Below are 18,853 nucleotides of genomic sequence, written 5' to 3'. Positions count from 1 at the left end.
TCTCTCAACGGGTCGATACAGAGCACAAGACAGGAGAACCCCCATGCGATTGTTGCCCATTGCCGCCCTTGCCCTCAGCGTCCTCGCCGCTTCGGGCTGCACCCGTTGGTCGATGAACCATCATCTGAACAACGCCTACAGCGCCTATGACCGGGGCAATTGCGAGCAGGTGATGCTCGAACTGTCCAAGGTCGAACGCGCCAGCCGCGCCCGCCCCTACGTGTGGCCGGAAGTGTCGATGATGCGCGGTCAGTGCCTGGAACGGCAAAAAATGTTTGTCGACGCGGCGCAGACCTATCAGTTCATCATCGCCTCGTACCCCAACAGCGAATACGCCTACCGCGCCCGTGCGCGACTGGAAACCCTGCAGAGCCTGGGCCACTACCCGACCCGCAGCGCCGCCGTGGTGCCACCCGCCCGCTTCTGATGGCGGTTGTCATACAAAAGCTGGCCGGCTGTACAAGGTGAGCTATAGTCGAATGACACTGGTGCAGATGCATTCTGTACCGGCGCAACACCTGCGACCGGCATGAGCAGTACGTGGCGAGCGCCACACCGGAAGCGGGGAGAGCGGGCCTGTCGGGCAGGTTCGTTCCGAAGCACAGTGCGGCCCGTTTGCCGGGCCCTGCATGGCGATACGCTCATGTTTACCGACCGTCGAATCGAACGGCACCAGTTGCCGTATTTTCTGCGAGTGTTCAACAGCGTCACCGACAAACCCATCGGGTTTCTGGGCAACGTCTCCGAAGACGGGCTGATGCTCATCAGCCAGTTGCCGATGATGATCGGTGCCGAATTCAAACTGCGTCTGAAGATCCCCGTGGGCGACGGCTGCCAGCAGGTGATCGACCTCAACGCCTACTGCCTGTGGTGCCATGAAGACGCCACGCCCCGGCATTACGACGCCGGTTTCAGCCTGTTCCGCACGCCGCCGGAATACGGGCAACTGGTCGAGGCGTTGAAGCAGTACTTCAGTTTTCAGCCGTTGCCGGCTTCGGCCTGACAAAACAAAAGGGTCATGACCTGCCACAGGTCATGACCCTTTTTTGTTACGCGCCTATCGCAATCGCCCGCTCGTTATCCAGCGTCTTTTCCGCCAGCAACAATCCCATCTCGCTCAACTGATAGATCGCCATCGCCAGATGCCGCGGCTTGTCGTCCAGGCTGTCGGCCAGGTCCAGCAGCAGAATGCTCACCGAAGAAAAGGTCTCGTAGGTCTGGATGGCGATCGCCTCGGAATTGATCTCGGGATCGACCTTGAACATCTGCATGCCGCGATCCACGGAGTTGCGCGGTTTTTCGGCCTTGGGATTGAGGTAGAAGTCGAGGGCCTTGTGGGCTGCGTCGTGGAGTTTTTTTGAATCGATTGATGCGTAGGGGGAGACCGGATCGGGTTGATCGGTCGGGTCCTTTGGGTCGGTGTCCGAAGGGGGATTTGGAACTGGCTTCTTCATGTATTTCGTACTCGTCGTTAGGGCCACCATCGGCTCGCGACTAAACGAGAAAAGGGTGGCGGCTGTAAGCAGGTTAGTCGACCGGCGAGTACGAGAACCGGCGCGCCCGAGAGCGCCCTGCGAACAGCCACCATCGAGTGCGGGGATAGGGAATACCCGACTGGATGACGCTTATGCGCATCGTACTGAAGCCGGGCGACTAAACCCGGCCGCTGATTGGCAGCGACACGGATCAAGTTACGGGGCAACGCCAAGGCGCACAAGCCGGCGGATTCTGAGGGATTTGTAGGCAATGGCACAAGGCGTCGTAGCCCGCTGTTACGACTTGCAGGACGCTGCCGGAGTGGAGTGTGGGAAGAGTTACCGTTTGTCGGGACTGTCAGATCTGTCAGGTGTGGCAATGAACGCTATCGGCATTCAATGGTTTCAAGTCTCGCGTTTAGCAATATTGCCCACTGAGGAGTAGATGATGGATAAGTCTGAAAGTGGTGTTGGTGAGTCCATCGATCCGGGAACGGATAACTCATTCTCGGCACAATTGGATGGCGAAAAGGCCCAGATACTGCAAATTGATTTTCCGCCCAATAATGCCTTACTGGGCAGCAAAGTCATTGTCCGAGGACGGGCTGTTCCGCAAAATCCTTCCGAGGAGGTTGTAGTTGAAGTAAACCGAACTTTGTATCCGCCCAGAGACGTTAACGGTTATTGGCAAGTAGAAGACGACCTTACGAGCTTGACTTATCCGACCATAATATTTGCCGCCATGATCCGTAATCCGATGCTAAGAGTTTCGAGGGCTGTTACCTGGCAAAAGAACTGTCCATCGTTCATTGGTTTCCCCGCTGGCGGGACAGTTCTTCCTCAGGGGCAACCCTTTACCATAACGGGCCAAGGTATAACGGGGTCTACTGTTACGGTAACAAATGTTTCTGCTGGCCTCATTTTGGGCACTCGCATTCCTGGTGCGAGAGGCTATTGGGAAATGCAGATCGTCGCACCTACCTCGGGTACATCATTCATTATTGAAGCTGTTCACGACGGCCTGGGTGGATCTCATGTTCCCCACCGAGTCACTTATGTATTGGCTCCAAGCAATAAGACTCCCGAGATTACTTTGCCGTTAGCGGGAACTGTCCAAGACCGGAAGTTCATAATTTCAGGAAAAAATGGTGTGTCGGGATCCACCATGCAGGTGTTCATCGACTTGACGCAGATTAAAGTCGGTGATGAGGCGGTCACAGGAAATGACTGGAGTGTGCCGGTTGTTCTTCCTGACAGTATCCCGCCAGGGGAAGTCCGTTTGGTGGCGCAGCAGACGCTAAACGGTGCCCCATCCGATCGAAGCGATTATCGGCCATTTAAAATAAAACCCCCACAACCAACCAAACTGACGGTACAGGTCGATGCCCAAGGCAACGTGACCCTTGGAGGCACCGGGCATATCGGCGCGACGTTCTATCTCCATGTCGTGAACAACGGGACGCCGTTCCGCTCCTTTACCGTGACAACGTCTCCCTGGACAGTGCTCTTTCCCGATTGGTTGCCGGGTACTTCGCAGATCGTCGGCCGACAAAGTGTGCCCGACGGTGCAGGGCAGCCGATCTATTCGGATTGGGCGCCGGAGAACACCTCGGTGGCGGTGCCTGTTCCTCCCCCGACATTGAGTTTCCGCGTCAGTCCGGAGGGCGTTCCCACGTTCTCCGGTACTGGCAGGAACTGGGCAGGTCAACCGGCTTCCAGGGTAGAGGTTCGGCTGAACAACACTGGCTCCGCGATCGTGCCGATCGTCGACGTTCGCGCAGATACGACCTGGTCCAGCACGGCAACCGCACGCTGGGCTCCCGGTACGTATCAGGTTACGGCCACTCAGTGGTTCACAACGCTGCAATCAGGATGGGTTCAACCGCCTGTTTCCGTAGTCATCTCCGCACCCCCTGCCGTTATCGAAAAAGTGACCCCGAACGGCTTGTTTGCAAAGGTCGCTGGCCAATGCTGGCCGGGAGCGCAGTTGACGATCACGTTCAGCGACAATCCTGCCTCCCATTCGGTTACGGATACGGACAGGGACGGGCAATGGGACTTCCAGCGCCCCACGGCGTTTCGCCCCGGCAGGTACACGGTCACGGTCACGCAGACGTTCGGTGGGCAAACCTCCAACCCGGTGTCCCTGCCCTTCGAAATAGCGGTGAGCGTACTGGTGATCACTCCGCCACCCGGAGGGGAAATGGATCATTTGCCGGTATTGCAAGGCACCGGCGGGATCGACGGCTTCACGATCAGCGTTTTCGATTACGTGACCCACGACCTGTTGGGAGAGGCGCTCGCAACAGGAAATGCCTGGTCGGTGCCGCTCAAGGAACTCGACTACCTGACCCACACCGTATTCGCCATACAGGTGCTGGGTGATTTGCAATCGGTACCCAGCACTTCGGTCGCTTTCAATGTGGTGTTGTTTGCGCCAAGGATCGACTTTCCAAAAACAAGAACATCGGTCCCCCGGACATTCACGGTAGAAGGCTATGCCAGAGCGGGGAAAGGATTCGACCGGACTGAGGTCGAGATTTACCTCGACGACGTTTCCCATCGTGTGTATCCGTTTTTTGGCGATGGATATTTCAAGCAACATTTCACACGGCCATTGGGGCCATGCGTACTGAAAGCCCGGCAGTACTTCAAGGATCAGGAGTCGCCACCCAGCCAGGATGTGCTGGTCACGATCGTTCCCGACAAGGCACTCATTGAAACGCCAGCTATTGGTGAGGCTGTCGAAAAGAACCCGGTGATCTGCGGGTTCGGTTATCCGGAAGATGAAGTTGTGGTTGCCTTGCCTGGTGGTATGGAGCTGGGGCGGGCCAAGGTCCATGAGGATGGCACATGGTTTTGCTTGATCGAAATCCCAGAGACCGGCACCGACCTTTCACTCGTCACCGAGCAGCGCAAGGGTGAATTTCACTCGGGTTGGTCTGAACCCCGAGCGTTGCAGCGGCTTGCGGCCCCCCCCACTTTTGACGAACCGCAGGAGGGCAAGTGGGAGGCAACAAGGGCCGGATTCGCAGGCGGTGCTCTGGCAGGGTCGAAGGTTGATGTGCTCCCCTGGCACAACGCCGAGGAGAAACATGCCAACGCTCTTGTGACCAACGGAGGACGTTGGGCCGGCGCATCCGAACGAAATCTGCCTGCCGGCCCGCAATGGGCCCGTGCCGTGCAGGTCGTGGGTGGACAACGCTCCATACCCGCTGACAGCAAACGATTCGAAATAGCGCCATTGGACGAGCCGCCACACCGTCATCCAACTCCCGAGTGATCCGACCAATGGTCGCGTCTACTGTCAGTTCTGACAGTAGACGCCGCCCGCTTAATGACGACAAATCCTTTGCAGGCACCATTCGAAATGCGCCGTTCCTTCACTGGAAGCCGTTTCGGACCCAGGAGCATCGACATGAACCGCTCTCCCGCTCAAATCGCTCAGAAGATGTTCACCCAGGCGGTCGATAAACCCAAACGCTCGTCGACGACGGCACTGACACGCTTTTTCAAGGCGGGGGGATCGGTTGCCGTATTGGCACAGAAAGGCGTCGAGGGGTTGATGCACGATTTTGGCCTGAACCGGCAACAGGCCGGGGAGTTCCAGCAGCGCCTCAATGTGCTGTCGACCGTGGTATTGCGGCAGTTCATCGAGCACCAGTTGACTGCCGCAGATGCCAGGACTGTTGCACGTACGGGGCTCAATAACGGTCCGACTTACGCCTTGTTGTTCAATCCGAACTTCGACGCTTTGTGCCCGCCGGGTGCGATTGAAGCCATTCACTCGCCTGCGGCGTATCTGACAGCCCTGTTGCATTGGGCATTGCATCGGCTGGGCGTGACCGATGGCAAGGACCTTCCGCTGGTGGGCCGACGTACGGATCTCGAAAAACTGTTGATCGATGTCAAGGCCGTCCATGGTGCAGTGTCGTCGGTGGAAGTGATCAGCCACATCATGGAGCGCTTCATCACCGCCACGCTGGGGTCCATTCAAAACCTCGACGAGGTGTTGAGCCGGAAGGCATTTCCCCGTGAGCTGCCCTTTCACTGGCCCTGGGTCACGCTCGATCATGTGCTGAAGGGGCACGGCGAATCGGTGGGCAGCGTGGTGCGTCTGTGCGATTTGCAGTATCCGTACTTTCTTCGTTCAAAGCCGTGGAGCAATCAGTCTGATACGGCGCTGATTCAAGCCTCGCGATTAAGCCCTTCTCAGCGTGCCTTGCTGATTGAGGCTGCCTTTTTCTCGGGTGGAGGAGGTGGGGGAGAGTTCTATCCTCGGTACTTCGGCCTAAAGGCATTGGAAGGCCCCAATCTGGCGAATGTGGGGCTTTTCAATGAAAGAACGAAACTCGATGTCGCGAGCCTTGAAGCCCTGCTGTCCGTCGAAGCGTTTTTACCTTCGCTGTCCGAATATGTGATGAGCCACGGTGCCGGTCCGGTGAACGGCAAGGACCATGGATCTGTTTTCATTCATGAAGCAAAAGGTTTGCCCATTGCTATCCAGCACAGGGAAGTCGACGGCCTCAACCGTTTTGAACAGATGACGCCAGACCGGATTGACCGTATCAATCGAATCATAAGGTTGAGCGACTGGCTGGGCCTGGAACATCATCAGACTGATGAAGTGATCGTTGCGGCAATGCTCGCTGAAGTGCCCCCGCCGACCCCTTCTCGCTACTGGATCACAGCCAATACCCTGCGAGCTCTCGGCCTGTTCCAGGAACTGCGGGAAGCCTTTGGATGCACCGCAGAAGAATTCGCCGCTTTTATCGGGCCGCTTTCCGTTTTCGGACGCGGCACGGAGCGTGCCCAATACGATCGGATTTTCAACAGTGGTGCCACCGTTTTCCGTTCTTTGGTGCTTGATGACCGATCCTTCCCGGTGATTCCCGTGACCGCTGCCGACCTGCTTACGGTCAAGCAATTGTGCGCAGGCCTGGGCATTGATCTGGAAACCTATTTTTACCTCGCCAACCTGATTGCTGCCGCTCACGGCCTGACTCAGCTCAAGTGCAGCTTGCCGATCGTGTCCGGTTTTTATCGCATGGTCAGGCTGCCCCGGTTACTGGGGATTACTCCGATCGAGGCGGTCCTGTTGTTGAACCTGAAAGGAGGTCAGGTCTGGGTGAACATGCTGGCCGGCGTGCCGGAGATCAACAACCGACAGTCAGCTGATACACCGGACGTATTGAGTGTGATGCATGCCTTGATGGATTGCGTGCAATGGGCCCGGACCGCGCAGTTACCGGTGCACTGGGTGGTGCAACAAGCGACAGTCTGGCCAGCGAACCAGCCCGATGAAAGACAACTCATGCTGTTCGATCAATGGCGTCGGCAAGCCCCGGTGGCACAGGTCACGGAAGATATGCTGAGAATTGCCGGTGTCGAGCCCTTGTCGAACAATCGGCAGTGGTTGCGGGCGTTGAGGGCGTTGGTTGACGAACAGGGACTGATTCGTGATTTTGTTGAATCAGCGGATCAGACCTACGAAGCCCATGCCCGGGAGATGACGGAGCGGGCCGTGGTGTTGGAAACGGGGAGCCGCAATCCAGGTCTGGTGGAGCTGATTCTGGCGGTCGTGCTGCGTTGCCGCGCCAGTCAGAACAGTATGGTGCAGGAGGGGTTGGCTGCGTATAGCGGTCTGAAGCCGGATCTGGTTCTGCAGGTGCTTGGCTGGTCCGGCGCCAATGTGCATTTCGTATTGGCTCAAGTACTCGCATTGCCGGAAGCTTACAAGGACAGCGGTACTGTGCTGCGTCGGGAAGATCCGCCGAGCGATCCTGTTCTGCAGGTGTTGGCCGAGTTCTCGAGGCGCAGCGCCGTGGTCGAGAGGCTGGAACTCAGCGTCGAGTTCTTCACTCACTTCATCGCGACCGGGTATCGCCAATGGTTCGGTCTGAACTCGGTCGACGCATTCGACCTTTCAACGTTGTATCACCTGACAGTCTACAAACGTGCCCTGGGCATGAGCGATCAGCCGGAAACGAGGCTGGTCGACTATCTGCGCCGCATAAACGCGTTGCCGGCCAACCTGAGCAATCACGGTCTTGAGCTGGTTCAGGAGCGTGCCGCGAAGTGGCTCGCCGAGCTGTTCAACTGGAGCGTGGATGAAGTGCGTATCTGCGCCGCCCATGTGAACCCGTCGAAAGGCTTGGTCGTGACCCTGCAACAGCTCGATGTGCTGACACGCGTTCGCTTGTTTGCCAAAAAGACCGGTCAGAGTGCGAGGACACTCCTTGAGCTTGGGAAGCTGCCACCGGACAGCGAATACACCGACTATGAGCATGTCGCAGACCTTGTCAGGGCCAGCCTGACGACCACGACCGAACCGACTTATGCTGACGACGTCATGGCCGTGGGGCTGGACGTGATGGTGCGCTGGACGACGGTACCCGATCCCGTCAGTTTGATCGCCAACAATCCGGGCGAATTTGCCGAATTTACCGTAACGGTAGAGAACCGCGAAGGCCAGGCGCGATTGAACGTCAATGTTCATTGCGCCACCACGCTGGGCCGGTTTGAAACTTCAATGATCACCACTGGAATCAACGGCACGGCGACGGTGAAATTTTTCCCGGGCAGCCGGATGGGCAGCGTCACTCCCGTTTTCTGGCTCGATCTGGGTGAGGAAACGCCCGCACCGAGGGTCGAGATCGGGCCGGATATGACCACACTCCATTTGAGATCCCAAAACCCTTTCCCCGTGCCCGCCAGCACCGTGCTGACCGGAACGCCGGTGACCTACCGCGCCATCGTCCTGGACAACTACGACAACCCCATCGCAGGCGCATCGGTGAGCTGGAAGCTCGATCCGCTTCCTCAGAGTGAAATCAAGACTGTGACTGACAAAGACGGACGCACCGAAGTGACATTCACCAGTGCCGAGCCTCTGACCGTGAAGGTTAAGGCGACGGCTGAAAACTCGACGGCCGTTATGTTTCGCGATGTGAAGTTTGTCGCAGCCCTCTCCCCGCGCCGGCGAGAGCCAGCGCCCCGCAAGCAACGCAAACAGTGACAGGAGACGATGATGCTCAACAAAACTTCAGGTGAGTTGTCAGCTCGGCGTCGCAATGCGTTGATTGATTTCTGTCTTCACGCAAAGCATGAGAAGGCCGGTCATCCCTTTCCGATGAACACCCAGTCGGCGGATGACCTCTGGGAGTGGCTGCGCTCCGACCCGCTGGACAGCGATGAGATTGAAACCTCGTGGGTGGCGGAGGCCGTGAGTTGTTTGCAGGCCTACATTCATGCGGTGTTCCAGAAGCTCGAACCGGGGTACGACGGGCGGGAGTTCGATCCCGGCCTTCTGGAAGAGTGGGAGCTGGCCGGCAGTTACGGGCCGTGGTCGGCGATGATGTTGCTGTTGTGCACACCTGAGGATTACATCACGCCTTATGTGCGCATCCGCAAAACCGGATTGTTCAAGTCTCTTGAGAGTTACGTGAATCAGACCTCGATCACTGACGATTCGGTGCTCAAGGGTGTGCAGCGTTACCTGCGCAGTTTTGAAGGAACTTGCAATCTGAAGGTCATGACCGGTTATCTGGATGGGCCCAATCCGCTGAGGACGCGTTATTTCCTGGTGGGCAGGCAACGCGTCGCACCCTATGACTGGTTCTGGCGTGAGGCGAACATCGAGCTCCTGGTCGGCTCGCCATCGGTTAACCCGACAGCCTGGCGAGAATGGAAACCTGCCGACATTCCCACCGATGACACTGTGCTCGATTGTCGGATGGTCTTTTGGGAAGGCCGGCCATGTATGGTCTGGGTCCAATGGCGCCCGGGCGTTTTCGATAATGCGGGTCAACTGCAAAGCCTCCATGAGCTGGAAGTCATGGTGGCGTTCATCGCGCTGGACGACAGTTGGTCGCCACCCATCCGCTTGCATCTGCTGCAGACGGACAAGGACGTATCGAAGGGATGCCGGCTGGTCGCGGTGATTTTGCGCGATGAGATCGATACCTTGTATCCCAAGGGCAGACTGGCGGTACATGTGACCAATGGCCATCCCAAAGTCAGTACGTTGTCAAAGCTGTCTGTCGCTATCTATGAAACCCGTGACTCGCTGTTTCGCAAGGTGAAGGACGAAACGGCGGTCATGGATTATCTGGCCAACGACTTGTTTGTCGAGCGCCGTACGCTTCAGCAAAAAATGCGGCCGCAGTTGTTTCCGGCCGTTGACAGTCAGATCACCGTGGACGGCACGCTAGCGGAATCTCTGGGTATCAAGGCCTATATCGTGCGCAATGAGTCGAACTATTCGCTTTGGGTCCAGGGGTATTGTGCTCACGTCTCACTTGGCAGTGGCTCAGAGGTGGAGTTCACACTGGACGTCAAGGGTTCCACCGATGACGACCCGCAGCCGGATACTTCCAAGTATCCGAGTTCCGGTGGATGGGCAACGAAATGGCAAGAGTTCGTGCGATCAGGGATCTACGACAGCACGATCACCATAAAACTGACAGGTGCCGAAAACTACGGAGAACGAACCCTCGTCCTGACGGTCTCCAACACGCTCGGTGATCATGGACCTCTGCCGTATATCCATGACACCAATCCGCAGGGCGCCCAGTTTCTGGCCTTCAACCAACCGTCGGATGTTCTTCAACTGAAATATGTTCGGCTCAATACATTGATCGGTCACGAACTGGTGCTGCGTTCCAGTGTATCGATCGGTGCGTTGCTGGACTGGGCGACGCAGTTTCCGGAGGAACCGTCGATGCCCGATGGCCTGGCCGAGCCGAACGGTCCGTTCGATGGCGCCAACGGTCTGTTTTTCTGGGAGCTGTTTTTTCACTTGCCCCACCTGATTGCCGCCCGGCTGCGTGACGAGAACCGTTTTGAAGCGGCCCAGCGCTGGCTGCATTTCATCTTCGAGCCGCAGTCGCCCGCGAAACCGGCGCAGGGTGATACTCCGGCAAGGCCGCAATACTGGCATTGCCGGCCTCTGAACGTGAAAAAGCCCGACATCGCCTATGAAGTCTTTGCACCGGGGGATCCGGATGCCATTGCCTATTCTTCGCCATGGCATTACCAGGCCGTGATTTTCCTCGACTACGTGAACAACCTCATCGCCTGGGGCGACTGGCTCTATCGCCAGATGACGCGAGACAGCCTGACGGCCGCCAAGCTGCAGTATGTCCGGGCCCGATCGTTGATGGGGGCCAGGCCGGATACCCGTAGCGTCAATCGCTGGGTTGCCAGGGAACTGGGTGATCTCGTGAAGGAGATGCAGACCCGATCGGCCCTTGCGGATTTTGAAAAGACGCTACTGCTGCAGGAGGAGGGTTTGCCGGTCAGGGCTGCGCGCACTCAGCATTTGGGTGTCTACGGCACGTCTTCTTTCAAGATACCGGTCAGTCCGCGTTTGCTGAGGTTCTTTGACTTGCCTCATCAGCGTATCGACAACATTCGTCATGGTCGGACAATCGACGGCAAGCTTGCATCCATCCCTCTTTTTACCGCCATGGATCCACGAGAATTGTTGAGTCGCCTGGCAGCCGGTAACGCGGGACCGGTGCGACCGATGGGTGGACAGTTGCGAGTGGCGGTCTATCGCTGGAACGTGCTGTTCGATGCCGCGTTGCAGATGGTGCAGCAGTTGCAGGAGCTGGGGAACGAAGTACAGCGTCTGCTTGAACATCAGGATCGTGTCCAGCAGGAGACGTTGCAGCAACGCCATTTGACCGAGCTGGGCGAATTCGCTCGTCGGGCACAGGAAGAATCCATCGCACGTGAGGTCGAGAGCCTGACGGCGTTGCAACACAGCAGAACCATGGCCGAAGAACGTGAGCTGCACTACGCCGATCTGTACGACAAGCACATTTCTCCCGATGAGTTCAAAGTCATGGAGCATGTTGAAGCAGCTTCGGGCTTCGTTGCTCTGGCCACTGGCTTTCAACTGGGGGCGGCGGTCATCCATGCGTTCCCCAACATCTTCGGATTGGCCAATGGCGGTCATCAGCCAGGTCACCTGGTAAGCGCCGTGGGGTTTGGTTTCCAGATCGCAGCAGACGTGCAGCGCGCCAATGCCGACAAGACGGCCACCTCCGAAAGCTATCGTCGCCGCCGGGAGGAATGGCGGTTGCTGCGTAATCAGGCCACTACTGAAAAGCACGCGATCAGTGCCCAGATTGCGGGCCAGGAACGGGCCATCAATGCAGCAAGGATCAATCTGGAGCACACCCTTGCCGCGAATGACCAGGCGCTCAAACTGTTCGAGTTCCTGCAGGCCCGGGCGACCAATCTGGAGCTTTACCAGTGGCTGATGGGGCAACTGCAGACCTTGCACTTTCAGGCGTATGACGCCGCTGTTGCACTGTGCCTGAGTGCCCAGACAGCCTTGCGAGCGGAAACCTGTGAGTTCGAGGCCTATCAACTGGACACCGATGTCTGGCGCGACCAGCGGCGCGGCTTGACGGCTGGAGCAACATTGCAGGCCGGTCTGTTGCGAATGCGGTCGGAATATTTGCAACGCCGGGAGCGACGCCAGGAGATCGTAAAGACCGTATCGCTGCAACAGCTGTTCAATGATCCGGCAACCCGGTCAAAGGGTTTTGACAACTGGACTGATGCACTGGAGCACTTGCTGGCAACGGGCGTACTGGATTTCGAGCTGATTCAGCTGCTGTTCGACCGTGACTACCACGATCACTACTGTCGCCAGATTTCTCGCGTTGAAGTCGGTCTGCCAGTGCTCACCGGGCCCTTCGAAAATGTGGTGGCGAACCTGATACAGGTCGGTAGCTACATCGCCACAAAACCGTCGAGCGAATCGCTGGAGTATCTGCACTCCGGAGAGGGCGTGGCGCCGGTCGATGTGCTGATCAACCTGAGCAGCGGGCAGCAGGTTTCCCTGTCCACCGGGGTGGATGACATCGGCATGGTTTCTCTCAAGCCTGAGGAGGGCATGACACTGCCGTTCGAAAACACCGGTGCCGTGTCGCGCTGGCGGATCGTGTTTCCCTGGCATGTGAAGCAACAGCCGATGCTGTTATCGCTGACCGATATCGTGATCAAGGTGTTCTACACCGCCAAGGTCGGGGATCTGGCTTTTTCCAGAAAGGTACAGGAACTGGTGAACGAGGCTGAGGGCAAGGTCGAGGCGAAGGGAGCGCAATCATGAGCGAAAGAGACATCGACACGAATTACAACTTCGTGAAGAACCCCGACATGACTGAGGGCTATGACCACTGGGAGGATGTAGCCAATCCGGGCGGTGTCAATATCCGGAGCGACGGCAACGTATCCTACATGGCGCTGACTAACCGCGCGGCGGTTCGGCAAAGGATGATCGTGCCGATCGGACAGCAGGCGCAGGCCCGTTATAGCCTGCGTTTTCTTTACGAGAACACTTACCCTTCATCGGCCGGGCTAGTGGTGGTCAATAAAAGGAGCAGTGCAGAAAAGTTTGAAATCGAATTGCCGGCGAAGGCTGGGGTGCAGGATGCCGATCCTTTGGCGGTTGATTTGACCGAGATGCGCAAGGATTTACCGGACAGCCTGGGTTTACAGGCGGGTGATGAGCTGGAGATCAATATGAGCAGCCCGGCAAGGGCTGTGGGAGAACCCAGCACTGTGGAAATTCGTCTGACGGGCCTGGAGATAAAACTGAATCTTCCGGCGCTGGATTTGCTGGCCGTTCTCAATGATGGCAAACGTTTCGACTCGGGCAGCACCCTGCCGATCTGCCTGGGTGCTACCGGGGATCAACGTCACAGGGTTTCGTTTGAGGTTGATCCGCAGAGTGTCTGGAAAAATCTTGAGGCCAGCCTGTGGCTTGAAGATAACCCGCTGGAGGCCATTACCGCTGAGCCCGAGTTGGGAAAATCCCAGCTTATCGGTCTGGACTGGTTGCTGGATTGTCCAGAGCCGTCAGGTAAAGAGCCTTATGAACTGAAGGCGAAGATTTACAGCAAATACTCGGCGCCACCGTATTCGCTGTCGGTTTCCTGGGGGCATCATCGTTTGGAGTTGCTCGTGCTCAAACAGGCCGAGACGTACCCGGTCATCGAGTACAACCAATCGGAGGTGCTGCAGGTTCAGGTCAAATCCTTCTATACCCACGCACCGGTAGCGCGTGAGGTGGTCTGGCGGGTTGAGGGTAAGGCGGGGACGGTTCTGCACCGGGCACCCACCGATGCTCAAGGTTGTGCGACCTATCTGTACACGCCAACCGAGGAGGGGGTGAGCAGGGTTACCGCCTCGGTTGCCAGTCTTTTGTCCGACGATGGCGAAGCGACGCATACCTTCGAGGTTCGGGCATTCGCGATTGACCCGTTCAAAACCTTGCTGGCTCGGTTCGATGGCGGGGCACCGGACATCTGGGGGAAGCAAACTCGCTATCCGGAGCGCGGAGAGCCTTTTTCCGTCAATCTGGACATACCTGCGGGGCATCCTCTGAGCACCGCCCGGTTTTTCCTGAACTGGGTAAGTGGTGATTCTCAAACAGACGTGGGGGCAACTGCTCAACCGGATTTCGGGGCTCCAGCGTCTGTTGCTGACAGTACAGCCCATTGGAAAGTGGACTTCAAGGACAAACGCAACGGGTTGTTTTACTGGAACCTCGGTTGTTCCATGTTGCAGCATTTATCCCGTAGCAATGCCATGTCGCTGGCTTACAACAGAGTCGAGATCGGCGAGATTTGGGGGCCGAACAAGTCGCCGGTGGTGGGCGAAGGTGATGCCGTTACGTGCATGGTGTATGTGCAAAGGCGCGACGGACAACCTGTCGGCAATGTCGAGGTCAGGTTTTATACACCGACCGGTAGGGTCAGATCCCTCACGGGCGTGGATGGCTGGGCAAGTGTGGATCACCTGCCGGCCATTGGCGCTGATTACGATATCGTCGCACGGGTACAGCGCCACGAAGATGCTCCTGTGGAGGAGCATTCATTCTCCGTCAAAGCATTGTCCACCAATGGCTGGAACGGACAAGTCAACTTTTTGCTGGACGGGAAGCCGATCGACCGGGTAGTGCAGGGCGTAATCTGCCGACGAGGCAGAGCCCACAAGCTGCGTATTGATCCCTTTGCGGACAGCAGTTTTATCGGCAAGTCGATTGCACTGGGCTGGAACGGGGATACGCCCCCTTTACCGGGATTTCAGATGAGTCCGGCAGCCGGTGTTGCCCGGGTGATGAGCATTTCCGGCCTTGAGTGGGACATCAGCTCAGGCTCTGACAAGAGTGGATTCTCGACCCTGGCGTTCAGCAGCTCTCATTTGCCGGAAAAACGCGAGTTTCCATTGCGGCTGCTGGCCGCCGATCTCGCCAGTGAGGCCCGGGCGATGCTTGATCATGTTTCAGCTGAACCGGGTAAAGACACGCTGCACCTTTGCCACTGGGCTACTCACCAATATGCACTGATGCCAAAAGGGATCAGTGCTTTGCACGGATTGCCGGTGAAGACCACCGTTTCACCGATGCCCGCCGGGCTGATAATCACCCCACCATTGGCAACTGATGTTGTCATGACAGCAGGGGGCGCACGCAGGGAACTGGATTTAGCCGATAGCTCGGCCAATGCCGAGATGACATTGACCGAGATCGTTATGGTCGGTGATGAGCCGCTGACGGCGCAGACTCAATTGAAGCTGGGTCACAATAAAATCAAATCGGTTGCCGCTCTCGGGCCGGCCATTGATCCGGTATTGAGCAAAGGACAACGTGCGCGAGTTCAAGCGCAGTTCTACTCGGCATTTGCTGATCGGCCGGTTGAGTCTTCGCTGATTGAATGGCAGGTGGGGAGTGCAGGACCAGTCAACGCACCGACAGATTCAGATGGCTGGTCAGTGTATGACGCACAGTCGCAAAGCGCCGGTATCAGTACCGTAAGCGCGACCGCTCTCAATCTGTACGATCAAACAACGGCCGAGCAGCATTTTGAATTCAAGACCTTGCTGGACGATCCCTGGAAAAGTCTGCGATTGGTCACCGAGTCATCCGATGGTCTTTGGGGGCAACGTGCTTTGTTCCCGAGGCGCGATGAACTGTTTAGCTTTCATCTACAGGCCGATGACGACAATCCCTTGCAAAATCAACGGCTGGCTCTCGGCCTGAGTCATCCTGCCCCGAGAGAGCTCGGGCTTGAATTCACCGAGAGGTTGGGTGAGTTCCGGGACTGGACGAGTGAGGGGCTGGAATACTCGTTCAGTGCCGGCGATATCAAGGACGGCAGCGTGTCCGTCCGATTGGCCGCCAGTCGTTTGCTGGAACTGTCTCCTCCTCAACCCATGTCTTTGGGTACCCAAGCTATTGCTGCGCACATCAATGCGAGCGCCGGTGTGTTTCAGACTGTCAATTGGGGGAAATCTGTTGTTTGCGAAGTTAGGTTGACGAGTGCGTTGACCGGCAAGTCGATGGCAAATATGCGGGTCAAGTGGGAGCGGCCGGAACATGAGGCGACTTTTACGACCACTGATTATCGGGGCATGACGCGGATCAGCTTCGTCCAGGACTTTCCTGGTCCTGGCGCAGTTCGTGCGTCAGTAGAGGGTGGCGCTGACTCGGCGTATGTCGATTTCCAATACTTCATGAACGAACCTCGCAAGATTGAAGCCTTTTTCGCCGATGTGCCGGGCGGTACTCCAGGAGAGACGGTAACTGCTCAAATCAATGTGATCTCGGCCAGAAATGGCAGGCCTCTGGTGGACGTCAAAGTCGATTGGGTATTTCGCGGTTTGCAGTTTGAACCGACCTCCACAGATGTCGAAGGGAACTCGACGTTGAGGTTCCGGTTACCAGCCTTCAAAAGTGAAGTGCTTCGAGCAAGCGTTGAAGGGGGGATTGTTGGGCGGGTAGTCAGGCAGATTGAATTTACAGGGACCCCCGTTGTTTGAGAGGTGACTTCTTGAACGCAATGTTCTGGGTGAGTTATGGGAACCAGGCTGGTTTGAGCTAGGCGTGGGTATTCGAGATCATTTTTTGGTGAGTGCTGTTCATAAGATTTTTCAATTTTTTTTGGAGTGTACGGCTATGAGTAAGATAACCACGGATACCTGGATTCAACAGTTCACTCTTTTTTTGAATGGGAATTACGTCAGGTGGCAAGAACTTGCTTTGAATTTGGTTAAAGGTTCTACCAATGTTCTCGTCTTTGATCATCAGGATAGTTATTTGAGTGATGATCCAGAGTCGTCAGTACGATTGCAATTTGCACCGGGGAAGGAAGTGCAAGGGATAAACTGCGACCCTCCTTTTGGGCAGTTGACTCCGCTTGTGAGAGAAGAAAAAGTCATTACGTACACGTTTAGCCTGGATGAGTCGGCGGTGGCCGAGCATTTTTCACTTCAATTTGAGATGCCTGAGTATGTGGGGATGCCGAAATCTCCATTATTGCCAGGTCAAGTTATTGATGTTTCGTGGCAGAGCGACTTCACTGTTTTGGTTAACGGGAAAGAAAAAGACTGGTCCGATGCGTACTTGGCTATAGTCGGTAGAGAAGGGTGTAAGTTGACGTTGGACTACTCGGGGAGTCCGCTGATTGGTTTGAGAGAAGCTGTTGTTGCCCTGGAATCCGAGTCTGGTGGAGGTGTTCCAAATTTAATTGCTAATCCGAAATTTGGCGATTTGACACCCATGGTGTATGGAGAAAGCTCCATGAGTTGGGATATTCAATCGACGCCTGATGCGGGTAATGCACCTTTTAAAGTAAGGTTGGTAATGCCTAAGCTTCTTGGGATGTTGCCGTCACCATTGTTGTCGGGAAATATACTGAATGATATATGGGGGGTGTTTTCGGTATGGATAAATGATGTTGAAGTAAGCTTCGTTGATCTTTGGTTTTATATAGTAAATGAAGAAACGGTCACGCTGAAGCTGGACTTTGGGGGAAGTGCCCTTCCAGGTTTGCCGGGTGTGGCCTTGAGTTTGGATTCGAAGCCCGGCGCACTGATAGACGGCTTGATTGTAAAGCCGGAATTGGGACAGGCGGTTTACATTGCTGGGCAAGCCTCTATCACTTGGGAAATTTCGTTAAGGCCGGAAGCAGCTAATGGACCTTTTGAATTGCGTTGGAATATTCATGGTGTTCCTGGCGTGCCGGCATCACCAACTGTTTGCGGAAATATTTTAAATAATTTATGGGGGGAATTTGATTTTGAACTAAATGGTTTCCCAATAAAATTTAACGATCTGTTTGTCACTGTAGTGGGTGGGAAGCTTTCCACACTGTCAGTAAACTGTGAGAGAAGTTCAGTGCGCGGCTTGGAGGGTGCCAGTCTGGCTCTTGAGTTACAGCCGGGTGCCGGTGGGGATGGTCTGATCATAGACCCGCGGAAGGGTGTTTCGCGTCCCATCGAGTCGGATACAAAGTATCTCGCTTGGGATTTTTTCTTGAGGCCAAATACGGGTAGCTTGCCATTTTCAATACTGTTCTCGATGCCAGGCTTGAGTCGTGTGCAGAAGTCTTCAGAAATACGCGGGCATACTTATGATGAAGTTTGGGGGCAAGAATTTACACCTTATGTAAATGGTCTGAAGGCGGCTTGGTCATTTACTGAGGTTTTGTTAATTGAAGGTGCGAATGCTATTCTGAAATTGTATTTTGCAGATAGTTGGTTGGTTGGGCTGCCTGAGTCGTTTGTCAGTCTGCAATGCGAGCCTGGCGAAACAGGGCAGGACATTGATTGTTTTCCGCCTTTTGGAACGCCGGTGAAGATGGAGGAGGGGGGCAAAAGCCTAACTTGGACTATGTCTGCATTGAAAACGACGGGGCGAAGTTTTGTCCTGTTTTTTAAATTGCCTTTTTGGGAGTGGATGCCGCACTCCCCGCTACTTTCTGGGTGGGTCGTTGATGTTGAGGGTGCCTTGGAGGTGAAGTTTGATACTGAAGTGAAAAAAAGCAAGGACGATGTATTTCCTTGCTTGGGCGCAAAGCACGTAGTCACACTGTTTCCAAAACTGGGGAGCAGATTGCTGAATAAAAACGTAAAAGTTGAATGGAAAGGCGATGCGCCCGAAAGTTTGGGTATAGAGTTTAAGTCGGCCGAGATGCAGCAACTGACCGAACAAGGGATATCCTATGCCTTGGATTGTTCTAGAGGTAGTAAGAATGGAAAATTTTCACTGGTTTTTTCAATTGCTGAATGGGGGCTGAAAATTGCGGAGCTAGCTATGGATCTAGCGCATAACAAGGTAGTAGCTCGTCGCTGGACTGACCAGGGTGCTCCCGGTTCTATTTCGTGGTCATCTATTGAAGTTACGTCATATTTTACGAATCAATTATTGTCTGGGTTTCCTGTCAGCGTAATTCAGGGATCTTCTTCTAGGGATGAATTCACTCGGGGGGATGGTGTGCTGAGTGTCAGTTTTGTGAGGGAGTCTCCTTTGTTTTCAATTCTGAACAAATACGATGGTACTTATCCGTGATGATGGG

Annotated in this window: 8 protein-coding genes; 7 read left to right on the top strand and 1 reads right to left on the bottom strand. The window is 55.7% G+C overall.

What is annotated here, in order from left to right:
• Positions 1-43 precede the first annotated feature (43 nt).
• The gene (locus IF189_RS22135; protein WP_085709591.1) at positions 44-427 is read left to right on the top strand and encodes a tetratricopeptide repeat protein; all 384 of its coding nucleotides are present in this window, start codon (positions 44-46) and stop codon (positions 425-427) included.
• 216 nt (positions 428-643) lie between these two features.
• The gene (locus IF189_RS22130) at positions 644-1,003 is read left to right on the top strand and encodes a PilZ domain-containing protein (RefSeq protein WP_192552266.1); all 360 of its coding nucleotides are present in this window, start codon (positions 644-646) and stop codon (positions 1,001-1,003) included.
• 46 nt (positions 1,004-1,049) lie between these two features.
• On the opposite strand, the gene IF189_RS22125 is transcribed toward IF189_RS22130, so the two are convergent.
• Positions 1,050-1,454 (bottom strand): DUF6124 family protein, encoded by a 405-nt coding sequence (locus IF189_RS22125; RefSeq protein WP_119427834.1) that lies wholly within the window; start codon positions 1,452-1,454, stop codon positions 1,050-1,052.
• Positions 1,455-1,923: 469 nt separating this feature from the next.
• Between IF189_RS22125 and IF189_RS22120 the strand changes: the two genes are divergently transcribed.
• From IF189_RS22120 to IF189_RS22100, 5 genes are all read left to right on the top strand, one after another.
• Positions 1,924-4,758: a carboxypeptidase regulatory-like domain-containing protein gene (locus IF189_RS22120; protein WP_192552265.1), complete on the top strand. Its 2,835-nt coding sequence runs from the start codon at positions 1,924-1,926 to the stop codon at positions 4,756-4,758.
• 135 nt (positions 4,759-4,893) lie between these two features.
• Positions 4,894-8,493 carry a Tc toxin subunit A gene (locus tag IF189_RS22115; protein ID WP_192552264.1) on the top strand — a complete coding sequence of 1,200 codons (3,600 nt, stop codon included), beginning with the start codon at positions 4,894-4,896 and terminating at the stop codon, positions 8,491-8,493.
• Positions 8,494-8,505: 12 nt separating this feature from the next.
• Entirely contained in the window at positions 8,506-12,603 is a 4,098-nt protein-coding gene (locus tag IF189_RS22110) for a neuraminidase-like domain-containing protein (protein ID WP_192552263.1), read from the top strand.
• On the top strand, positions 12,600-16,316 hold the full coding sequence (locus IF189_RS22105) for a hypothetical protein (protein WP_192552262.1): 3,717 nt from the start codon (positions 12,600-12,602) through the stop codon (positions 16,314-16,316). Before IF189_RS22110 ends, IF189_RS22105 begins: the two co-directional genes overlap by 4 nt.
• Before the next feature lie 136 nt (positions 16,317-16,452).
• A complete protein-coding gene (locus IF189_RS22100; protein ID WP_192552261.1) occupies positions 16,453-18,846 on the top strand; it encodes a hypothetical protein in 2,394 nt (797 codons plus the stop codon).
• Positions 18,847-18,853 lie beyond the last annotated feature (7 nt).

Origin of the sequence: Pseudomonas sp. IzPS59, from assembly GCF_014863505.1 — a bacterium.
Classification (GTDB): domain Bacteria; phylum Pseudomonadota; class Gammaproteobacteria; order Pseudomonadales; family Pseudomonadaceae; genus Aquipseudomonas; species Aquipseudomonas kribbensis.
This window is presented reverse-complemented; position numbering and strand designations above follow the sequence as displayed.